Consider the following 9,968-nt stretch of genomic DNA (forward strand, 5'->3'; position numbering starts at 1 on the left):
TTTCACACCCTGCCAGATGGCGGTGAGGCGGCGCAACAGCGTCTTTAGAACCCGGTGATGAGTGCCGGGCCGAAGGTCATCGCCAGGCCGGCAATGCCGGCGAGGAACATGCTCAGCCCGTCGCGCTCGGTGCGCAGGGCGTGCACCACGCCCACCACACCGCAGGTCACGGCCAGGGCGAGGACGGCGACGATGATGCTGTTGAGCTGCAGCCACAGGGCCTCAAAGCCCTTGAACAACCCGGCGCCGATGAGCAGGCCGACCACGACCATGCCCAGCACCGCCAGCACGCTGACCTTCGCGGGGGTCTCCTCCACCTCGTCGACGGTGATGGCCTCCACGACGGGGGACTTCACAGCGGCGAATTCGCCGGTCGGCGCGGGCTTCGGCGCAGGCGCGGCGGCCACCGGGGCTGCCGCCGCGGCGGGGGTGGCGGGCTTCGGCTTGGTGGGGCGCGGCGTGACTTTTTTCACCGGGGCCGCGGCCTGCGGGCCGGGCTTCGGGGTGTCGGTCGTGAGCACGGCGCGCTGCGCGTCCGCGTCGACGACGCTGATGACGACGGTCTCCTCCGCGCTCGGGGGCGGGGTGACGGGAGCCTTCTTCACCGGCTGCGCGGGGGCCGCCGGCTGCGCCGGGACCTGCTGCTGCGGGTGTGCTGCGGGCGGGGCCTGCCGGGGCGCGGGCGGCGGGGTGACGACCTCGTGCTTGGAGGGCTTCGGCGCGGACTTCACGGCCGGGATGGATCCGGTCAGCTCGGCGACGGAGACGCCGCCCTCGTCCAGGCTGCGGCGCCGCCGGGGCTTCGCCTCCTGCTGGCCTTCCCGCTCCGCGCGGGCGAGCAGTTCAGCGACGGTGAGTTTCTTCTCGCTCATCAGTGGTTGTCCAATCCCTTATCGATCCGTCGCAGAATAACACCTTCGCGCAACGCCCACGGGCAGATCTGCAGCTGCTCGATCTTCAGGCTGCGCATCGCCGCCTCCGCGACCAGCGCGCCGGCGACGATCTGGTGGGAGCGGTCGGCGCTCACACCTTCCAATTCGGCGCGGTCCGCGGCCGTCATGCGGGAAATAAACGCAATGAGTTGCCGCAAACCATGGTGCGTGAGGGTGCGGGTCACCATCGGGCCCGCGGAGCTGGGCGCGGCACCCGTGAGCCGGGCGAGCGTCCGAAACGTCTTCGACGTGCCGACGGCCAGGTTTTCTTTCCCGCAGTTGCGCATGAGGCGGGCGGGTTCGGCGAGTTCGGCGTCAATGTAGTCGCGGAGAATGTTGATCTTCTTCCGCTCCGGCGGGTCCGTGTCGAACCACTGGTGGGTGAGCCGGCCGGCCCCTAGGTCGAGGCTGAACGCGGCATCGGGTTCTTCGTCGGTGCCGGTGGACATCTCCAGGGAGCCGCCGCCGATATCGAGGTTGGTGATCCGGCCGGCGGACCAGCCGTACCAGCGCCGTACCGCGAGGAACGTCAGCCGTGCTTCGTCCTTGCCGGAGAGGATCTCCAGCCGCACGCCCGTCTCCGCTTCCACGGTGTCGAGCACCGCATCCCCGTTGGTGGCGCTGCGGATCGCGGAAGTGGCAAAGGGCAGCATTTCGCTCGCACCCAGCTGGTCGGCGAGCTGCTTGGCTTCGCCGACTGCCTTGACGAGTTTGCGTACTCCCTTGTCGTCGATGTTGCCGTCGGCGTCGAGGTACTCGACGAGACGCATCGTGGTTTTCCAGTCTGACATCGGGGTGGGGTGGCCACCGGTGCGGGCGTCGACCGCCACCAAATGCACCGTGTTGCTCCCTACGTCCAAAACACCTAATCGCACGCCCCTAGGTTAGACGGAATAAGGTGTGTGGGTGTGAATCGCCCTGCCCCCTCGGAAGTGTTTCTCGGTTTCCCTGCCTCCTCCCCCGCCGCGGCCTCCATCCGCGCAGGGGCAGAGTTGGCCCCGGATTTTCCCCGCGAATTCTTCGAGTTCACCGACCCGACAGACCCGTTGCACCTGCTGAGGGTGGATTTGACGTGGGTGGAGTCCACCTACCGCTGCCGCTTCGGCACACCCGCCTGCCGGGGCATTGAGGCCAGCACCCCGCAGGTGGGGTGCTGTGTCCATGGGGCGTATCTCACGGACGACGAGGACCGGGAGCAGCTGCGCGACGCGGTGCAACGCATGCCGGAGGACCTGTGGGAACTCGCCCCGCCCCGGCAGGAACTGGAGCACGCCTGGGCGGAGCCCGATGTGCTGGAGCCCTACCTGGTGTGGGACGAACTCGACGACGAGGACGGTAACCCGGAGCCCGCGCTGAAGACCGTCATCGTCGATGGGGCGTGCATCTTCGCCAACCGCCGCACCCCGGGCTGCGCGATCCACCAGTGGGCGCTGGCCGCGGGCGAGGATCTCACGGTCGTCAAGCCGGAGGTGTGCTGGCAGCTGCCGCTGCGCCGCCTGGAGGAGTGGACCGACCGCGCCGACGGCAAGGAAGTTCTCGTCACCACGATCACCGAGTACGAGCGCCGCGGCTGGGGCGAAGGCGGGGAAGACTTCGACTGGTATTGCACCACCTCCCCCGACTGCCATGCCGGCGAGGAGCCGTTGTATCGCACCTGCGCCGAGGAACTCACCGCGCTCATGGGCGCGGAGGCCTACGCGGTGCTGCGGGCGCACTGCGATGCCCGCCGGGCGGCGGCGGAGACACTCCGCGCCGCGGGTGGGGATCCGGCGGCGCTGCTCACCACCCACCCGGCCACCCTGGCCGCTCAGGCGTCGAAGCGGTAGCCCACGCCCCGGACGGTGAGCAGGTGCCGCGGGGAGGACGGGTCCGCCTCAATCTTCGCCCGCAGCCTTTTCACATGCACATCCAGGGTTTTGGTGTCGCCGACGTAGTCCGCGCCCCAAATATCGCGGATGAGATCCGCCCGGCTCACCACCACCCCAGTGTTGCGCAGCAGCAACTCGAGCAGCTCGTATTCTTTGCGCGGCAGCTGCAACGGCTCCCCGTCGACGGTGACGATGTGCGCCTGGGTATCCATCGCCACCCGCGGCCCACCGAGAATGTCCTGAGTTTTGTCGCTGCGCCGCAGCACCGCCCGGATGCGGGCGATGAGCTCCCCGGAGGAATACGGCTTCGTCACATAGTCGTCGGCCCCGATATCCAGGCCGTGGATCTTGTCCAGTTCCGTATCGCGGGCGGTGACCATGATGACGGGCACGTGGCTGGTGGCCCGGATGTGGGTGCACACATCAATGCCGCTCATGCCGGGCAGCATGAGGTCGAGCAGCACAATGTCGATGTCGTGGTTGGCGAATTCGACAAGGGCCTGCGGCCCATCGCTGGCAATGATCGTGTCGAAGCCTTCCCTCCCGAGCAGGAATGCGAGCGGCTCGGCGAGGGAGTCCTCGTCCTCAACGATGAGGATGCGGGTGGACTGGGCGGGCGTGGAAGAAGAGCTCATGGGTGCCTCACAGGGGAAGAGAAGAATCAGCAGAATCAGCAGTCACGCGGGAGAAAACGGGACACGAGGGACAACGGAAACGTGGCGGGATCACGCGGAGGAACAACGCGAACGAATACAGGGACAAGCAGGGACGAGCAGGGACGACCAGCGGCACGCCACGGGCACGCGCGCTGCAGCACAGACCAGCCACGCAATCTCCAACAGCCACAGCACCCCCTATTCGTTTTGTGGCTCCCGCGGCAGGATCAGGGTGAACGTGGACCCCTCCCCCACCGCAGAGCTCACCGCCACCCGGCCGGCATGGTTCGCGGCCACATGTTTGACGATCGCCAACCCCAGCCCCGTGCCCCCGGTGGAACGACTACGGGCCTTGTCGACGCGGAAGAAACGCTCAAACACGCGGGCGTGGTGCTTCGGGGCGATGCCGATGCCGTGGTCGACGACGTCGATGCGCACGCTCGGCACCCCTGCCAGGTCCGGGTCGGATGCGTGTTCCGTCGCCCGCACCGTCACGCTGCTGCCGCCCGGGGAGTAGTTCACCGCGTTGCTGATGAGGTTCGCGACAGCGGTGATAAGCAGCTGCCGGTCGCCCTGAAGCACCGGCCCCCCGGCGACGAGCCCCTGGCCCACGAGCCGAATGCCGGCAGTATCGGCGGCAATCTGGTTGCGGGCGATCGCCTCGGCGATGACGCCGGGCACGTGGACCTCCGCCAGCTGTGGGAGGGAGGCCGCACCCTGCAGCTTCGACAAGCTGATGAGCTCGGTGATCATGTTGCCCATGCGCAGGGCTTCGGTGTGGATTTTCTGCCCGAAGTAGGTCACCGAGTCGGTGTCCTCCGGGGCCTCCAGGAGCGCCTCGCTGAGCAGCGCCAGGGCCCCGACGGGGGTTTTGAGTTCGTGGGAGACGTTGGCGACGAAGTCGCGGCGGGCGGACTCCATCCGCTTCGCATCCGAGGCATCGGACAGGTACAGCACCACCTGCTCGTCGTCGGCCGCGAGCCGCTGGGCGCGGGCAGCAATGGCGAGTTTTTGGCCGCCGCGCCGCACCCGCACCGACCCGTGGGCGGGGTGGGTGTCCTCCAGGGCGCACTGGGCGAGCGCCTGCAGGTCGTCGGCGTAGCGGGGCACGAGCCCGCCGTCACGGACGAGGCCGAAGGCTTCGGCCTGCGGGTTGGCGAGCACCACGCCGCCCGCGGCGTCGAGGACGATGACGCCGAAGGGCGCGTGGTGGATGATGTCGGCGTTAATCACGGCTCACCTGCACAACCAAAACCACAACCAAAACACAGCACACAACACAACAAGCCAAGGGCAGCACGACGAAGAGGAAGGAAGAGGGCAACGACTGCAGTCTCGCATCGGATCTGCGTCGCGTCTGCCTCAGACCGGCGCCTTGCGGGACCACCCTGGTGGTCTTTCGTCCAGGGTATGCCAACACCCCGCCGCCCGCAGGAAAAATCCGTGCGCGCGGCGGGGTGGGGGCAATAACAGGGGGTGCGTCAGTCCCGCGACGGGCTTACTTGGCGCCCTGGGCGGCGACGGCGGCCGCACCGGCGGCTGCTGCCTCCGGGTCGAGGTAGGTGCCGCCCGGGTTGAGGACCTTGCCCTCGGCGTCGAGCTCGTAAACGAGCGGGATGCCGGTGGGGATGTTCAGCTCAGCGATGTCGGCGTCGGAGATGCCGTCGAGGTGCTTGACGAGGGCACGCAGGGAGTTGCCGTGGGCGGCCACGAGGACGGTCTCGCCACGCAGGACGCGCGGGAGGATCTCAGCCTCGTAGTAGGGCACGAAGCGCTCGACGACGTCCTTGAGGCACTCGGTGTCCGGCACGGTCTCCAGGTTGGCGTAGCGCACATCGTGGGCCTGGGAGTACTCGGCGTCGGCGGCGAGCGGCGGCGGCGGGGTGTCGTAGGAGCGGCGCCATGCCATGAACTGGTCGTCGCCGTACTTCTCCTTGGTTTCGGCCTTGTTCAGGCCCTGCAGGGCGCCGTAGTGGCGCTCGTTGAGACGCCAGTCGCGGACGACGGGGATCCACAGGCGGTCGGCGGCATCCAGTGCGAGGTGCGCGGTGTTGATCGCGCGACGCAGCAGGGAGGTGTAGACCACGTCGGGGAGGATGTTGTTTTCCTTGAGCAGCTCGCCACCGCGAGCAGCTTCCTTCTCACCCTTCTCGGTGAGGGCGACATCGACCCAGCCAGTGAACTGGTTGGACTCGTTCCAGCGGCTCTGGCCGTGGCGGAGGAGAATCAGTTTTCCGGTACTCATGCTTGCCATTGTGCCACCACCGGGCGGTAGACGTCACCCACCTGCGCCCGTTGAGAGCATCCACACAGCCCCCACCCGCACCCCGCGGCCACCACAGGTAGGGGTGTTTGCGCAGCCCACGCGCCCGCACACACCCCACCCCCAATCCCACACAACCGGGCATGATTTTTCCCACACAATCGGGCATGCCCGTGTGAGGGCGTTCGCGCACACCCCGCCAGCGACCCACCGGCGATCCGAGAGCGGCGTGAGCGACTGCGACTTTTAGCGGCGACGCGCCGCAGCCTGCAGCAGCACCCCCACCACGAGCGCCACCCCCAGCGCCACCGTGAGCACCCGGGCCGCCAGTGCGGAATCCCCCTGGGAGACCGCGCGTACCCACCACACCAACGCCACCCCGTGGGCGACGAGGCACACGACCGCCAGCCCCATGCCGCCCACCCGGTAGGCGGCGGGATAGATCCCCAGGCTGAGCAGCATGAGCAGCAGCAGAGCGAACACCATGCGCGTGTGAGCCCCCTTGTTCTTCCGTGTGCAGTGAGAGTGATCCGCGGGTCGGCGATGTGGCTGCGGCGTGCGCGGCACGCGCACGCTGTGTGCGGTAGGCGATGTGCGGTGTGTGCGCCGCGCGCCGTGCCTTAGGCGCCCTTCGCGTGCCGCGGCCGGCAGGGCTGCAGCGGGGTAGCGGCGGCCGCAGTAAACACGCGCTGCAGGCCCTCGGCGGTGGCCGCCCAGGAAAACTCCTGCGCGCGCACCGTCGCCTGCTCCCCCATGCGGATGCGGCGCGCATCATCGCTCAACAGCTCCCCCAGCGCCCGGGCCCACAGCTCCGGGTCGTGCCCGTCCACGAGCAGTCCTGTTTGCCCGTCCTCCACGGCGATCGGCAGACCGCCGACGCGGGCCGCCACAACCGGCGTGCCGGAGGCCTGCGCCTCCATCGCCACCAGGCCGAAAGACTCGTTGAAGCTCGGCACCGCCACAATGTCCGCCGCCCGGTACAGGGTGACCAGTTCGGCGGCGGGCCGCGGGGGCAGGAAGCGCACCGCACGCGCAATCCCCAGCTGCTCCGCGAGATCCTGGTACTGCTCCGGGGCGGTATGCGCCCCGGAGGCGCCGCCACAAATCAGCACCCGCAAGTCGTAGTCGAGGGGCTGCTGCAACAGCTCGTGCGCCGCCTGCAGCAGCACCTGCGGTCCCTTGAACGCCTGCAGGCGGCCAATGAACGCCACCACCTTCGCATGCATCGGCACCCCCAACTCGCGGCGGGCACGCTCCGTCGCCCGATCATTGCCCGGGGTAAACAGGCCCACATTGACCCCCGGCGCGACGATGCGGATTTTCTCCCGCGTCGCGTCGTAGTGGCGGACCAGGTTGTCCTCCTCCTCGGCGGTGTTCACCACGAGCACGTCCGCGTTGTCGACGATCTGCTGCTCACAAATACGGCGTGCCTCCGACTCGGCACCATCGTGCAGGTTCTTCACCACTGCCAGCGTGTGCGCCGTGTGCACGAGCGGCACCTCCCACAGGTCCCGCAGTAGCCAGCCGACCTGACCGGACAGCCAGTAGTGGGAGTGGATGACGTCGTAGGCGTAGCCCTCGCAGCGCTGCTGGTGGATGATGCCCCCGGCGAACGCCGCCAGTTGGGTGGGCAGTTCCTCCTTGCTCAAGCCCTCGTAGGGGCCGGCCACGATGTTGATGACCCGGTAGCCGGGGGCCACCTCAACGATGTCGCCCTGGGAGGGGCGGGTGGCGCGGGTGAACACGTCGACCGCGATACCTAAGGCCGCGAGTTCGCGGGCCACGGAGTCGATGTAGACGTTCATGCCGCCGGCGTCCCCGCTGCCGGGCTGCTGCAGGGGCGAGGTGTGCATGGAGATCATAGCGACGCGCACGGGAGGGGACATCTCCTTGGAAAAAGGGGCGGGGGCGGACAAAACGACAACAACAAAGAAGCACGAAGAGAGAAGAGAAACGAAAAAGGACGAAGCAGAACGAAGCAGAACACAGACACGCGGACGAGGCCCACCGCGTCTGGCAGGCCGACCGTGGGGGCCGCGAAACGCTGGCGGGCTTCCGCGCGACACAACCGTGTGAGCATGTGAGACCGCGTCCTCGTGCGGCTTCGCGCTGCGGCCACTGTAACAACAAACCACTACCCCCTTCTGCTCCGCCACCGCCGAGTGCGTCCCCGCGCTTGCTATGCTGGGGAGCTGACCTACGTCTGCGTAGCTTCCCCATCTGCGGGGTGGCGCGCTGTTGTTCCCCCACCCACCCAAGGACTTCCCGTGTCTGCATTTGAATCCCGCGCTTGGCTGAAGAAGTACGCCGAGTGGACGCCCCACTCGCTCACCTATGGTGACACCACCCTGCTGGACATCTACGACAACAACCTGGCGATCAATGCGGACAAGCCGGCCGTGACGTTCTTCGGCCGCACCATGAACTACGCGGAGCTCGACCGGCAGGTCCGCCGCGCGGCCGCCGGCCTGCGGGCCTTCGGCGTGCGCCCGGGCGACCGGGTGGCGATCCTGCTGCCGAACTGCCCCCAGCACCTGGTGGCGTTCTACGCGATCCTGAAACTCGGCGCGACCGTGGTGGAGCACAACCCCCTCTACACCGCCCACGAGCTCACCCCGCCGTTCAAGGACCACGGGGCGCGTGTCGCGATCGCCTGGGATAAGGCGGCGCCGACCCTGGAGAAGCTGCGCGGGGTGACCTCCCTGGAGACCATCGTCAGTGTCAACATGACGGAAGCGATGCCGACCTGGCAGCGCAGCCTGCTGAAGCTGCCGGTGCCGATGATCCGGAAGCAGCGCAGCAAGCTCACCGCGCCCGCCCCGAACACGGTGCCCTTCGAGGTGCTGTTGGGGCACGCCATTGGCGGCGACGGGCGGGACATCACCACCCCCGATCACGTCACCAAGGACACCATCGCGCTGATCCTGTATACCTCCGGCACGACGGGCACCCCGAAGGGGGCGCAGCTGTCCCACGGCAACCTGTTCGCCAACATTCACCAGGGCAAGGCGTGGGTGCCGGGCCTGGGCGACACGGATGAGAAGCTGCTGGCGGCGCTGCCGATGTTCCACGCCTACGGGTTGACGATGACCGCCACCCTGGGCGTGTACATCGGCGGGGAGATCATCATGCTGCCCGCCCCCGACTTGAAGCTCATCATGAAGGTGATGCAGAAGAACACCCCGACGTGGCTGCCGGGCGTGCCGACCTTGTACGAGAAGATCGTCGACGCCGCCGAACAGGCGGGCGTCGATATAGGGGGTGTGCGCAACAGCTTCTCTGGGGCGTCGTCCCTGCCGGTGTCGACGGTCCAGCGCTGGGAGAAGTACACCGGCGGCCGCCTCGTGGAGGGCTACGGCCTGACGGAAACCTCCCCGATCATCGTCGGCAACCCGATGAACGGCGACCGCCGCCCCGGCTATGTGGGCGTGCCCTTCCCCGATACTCTTGTGCGGATCGCGAACCCCGACAACCTGGACGAAACCCAGCCCGACGGCGTCGAAGGCGAGGTGCTCGTCAAGGGCCCGCAGGTGTTCCAGGGCTACCTCAACCAGCCGGAAGCGACCGCCGCCTCCTTCCACGATGGCTGGTACCGCACCGGCGACGTCGGCGTCATGGAGGCCGACGGGTTCATCCGCCTCGTGGCCCGCATTAAGGAAGTCATCATCACCGGCGGGTTCAACGTCTACCCCGCCGAGGTGGAGGAAGTCCTCAAGGCCCACCCGGACGTGGAAGACGCCACCGTGGTGGGCATGCCCCGACCCGACGGCAGTGAAAACGTCGTCGCGGCAATCTCCCTCGCGGAGGGCGCAGCCATGGACCCGGAGCGCCTGAAGGACTACTGCCGGGAGCAGCTGACCCGCTACAAGGTGCCGCGCACCTTCTACCACTTCGATGAGATGCCGCGCGACCAGCTGGGCAAGATCCGCCGCCGCGACGTCCAGGCCCAGTTGCTGGAGCGCTACGGCACGAAGAAGTAACCAACGGGCACCTCGCCCGAGGCCCACAACCCGAGGCCCACAGCCAAAGGTCCGGTTCCTGCAGCCACGAGCACCCACGGGCGTGGACACACGACGGCGCCGCCGGAGAATCATCTCCAGCGGCGCCGTCGTCGTTGTGTCAGGCGGGGTGCGGCTCGCGGGCGACCGCACTGCCGCGCCCCGCCTGGTGGCTTACATGTCGTTGAGTGCGTCCATCGACTCGGGCAGCAGCTGGCCGCCGTCGACGATGATCTCCTGGCCGGTGATGT

Annotated in this window: 10 protein-coding genes; 3 read left to right on the forward strand and 7 right to left on the reverse strand. The window is 68.0% G+C overall.

The window, feature by feature from the left end:
• Positions 1-44 precede the first annotated feature (44 nt).
• Together C1Y63_RS10350 and C1Y63_RS10355 are read right to left on the reverse strand one after the other, a co-directional pair.
• The gene (locus C1Y63_RS10350) at positions 45-872 is read right to left on the reverse strand and encodes a hypothetical protein (RefSeq protein ID WP_106016377.1); all 828 of its coding nucleotides are present in this window, start codon (positions 870-872) and stop codon (positions 45-47) included.
• The gene (locus C1Y63_RS10355) at positions 872-1,807 is read right to left on the reverse strand and encodes a Ppx/GppA phosphatase family protein (protein ID WP_106016378.1); all 936 of its coding nucleotides are present in this window, start codon (positions 1,805-1,807) and stop codon (positions 872-874) included. The genes C1Y63_RS10350 and C1Y63_RS10355 overlap by 1 nt, the downstream gene beginning before the upstream one ends.
• Positions 1,808-1,840: 33 nt before the next feature.
• On the opposite strand from C1Y63_RS10355, the gene C1Y63_RS10360 reads away from it, so the two are divergent.
• Complete coding sequence (locus tag C1Y63_RS10360) at positions 1,841-2,758, forward strand: hypothetical protein (protein ID WP_233195684.1); 918 nt, start codon at positions 1,841-1,843, stop codon at positions 2,756-2,758.
• Here the strand turns inward: C1Y63_RS10360 and C1Y63_RS10365 are convergent.
• From C1Y63_RS10365 to mshA, 5 genes are all read right to left on the reverse strand, one after another.
• A complete protein-coding gene (locus C1Y63_RS10365; protein ID WP_106016379.1) occupies positions 2,740-3,435 on the reverse strand; it encodes a response regulator transcription factor in 696 nt (231 codons plus the stop codon). The genes C1Y63_RS10360 and C1Y63_RS10365 overlap by 19 nt on opposite strands.
• 219 nt (positions 3,436-3,654) lie before the next feature.
• A complete protein-coding gene (locus C1Y63_RS10370; protein ID WP_106016380.1) occupies positions 3,655-4,689 on the reverse strand; it encodes a cell wall metabolism sensor histidine kinase WalK in 1,035 nt (344 codons plus the stop codon).
• A 265-nt stretch (positions 4,690-4,954) separates the two neighbouring features.
• Entirely contained in the window at positions 4,955-5,701 is a 747-nt protein-coding gene (locus tag C1Y63_RS10375) for a phosphoglyceromutase (RefSeq protein WP_106016381.1), read from the reverse strand.
• 264 nt (positions 5,702-5,965) lie between these two features.
• Positions 5,966-6,205 (reverse strand): hypothetical protein, encoded by a 240-nt coding sequence (locus C1Y63_RS12745; RefSeq protein WP_158256151.1) that lies wholly within the window; start codon positions 6,203-6,205, stop codon positions 5,966-5,968.
• Between the two features lie 134 nt (positions 6,206-6,339).
• Positions 6,340-7,605 (reverse strand): D-inositol-3-phosphate glycosyltransferase, encoded by a 1,266-nt coding sequence (mshA, locus tag C1Y63_RS10380; RefSeq protein ID WP_233195685.1) that lies wholly within the window; start codon positions 7,603-7,605, stop codon positions 6,340-6,342.
• Between the two features lie 381 nt (positions 7,606-7,986).
• On the opposite strand from mshA, the gene C1Y63_RS10385 reads away from it, so the two are divergent.
• Entirely contained in the window at positions 7,987-9,699 is a 1,713-nt protein-coding gene (locus tag C1Y63_RS10385; protein ID WP_106016383.1) for a long-chain-fatty-acid--CoA ligase, read from the forward strand.
• Positions 9,700-9,781: 82 nt separating this feature from the next.
• Positions 9,782-9,968, forward strand: a 187-nt coding sequence (locus C1Y63_RS12570) for a hypothetical protein (RefSeq protein WP_146128934.1), incomplete at its 3' end; no start/stop codon positions are given.

Origin of the sequence: Corynebacterium sp. 13CS0277, from assembly GCF_002994655.1 — a bacterium.
Classification (GTDB): Bacteria; Actinomycetota; Actinomycetes; order Mycobacteriales; family Mycobacteriaceae; genus Corynebacterium.

Coding starts and splice junctions, on each gene's coding strand:
- C1Y63_RS10350 (WP_106016377.1), bottom strand. CDS start 872: ATGAGCGAGAAGAAACTCACCGTCGCTGAACTGCTCGCCCGCGCGGAG.
- C1Y63_RS10365 (WP_106016379.1), bottom strand. CDS start 3,435: ATGAGCTCTTCTTCCACGCCCGCCCAGTCCACCCGCATCCTCATCGTT.
- C1Y63_RS10375 (WP_106016381.1), bottom strand. CDS start 5,701: ATGAGTACCGGAAAACTGATTCTCCTCCGCCACGGCCAGAGCCGCTGG.
- C1Y63_RS12745 (WP_158256151.1), bottom strand. CDS start 6,205: ATGGTGTTCGCTCTGCTGCTGCTCATGCTGCTCAGCCTGGGGATCTAT.
- mshA (WP_233195685.1), bottom strand. CDS start 7,605: ATGTCCCCTCCCGTGCGCGTCGCTATGATCTCCATGCACACCTCGCCC.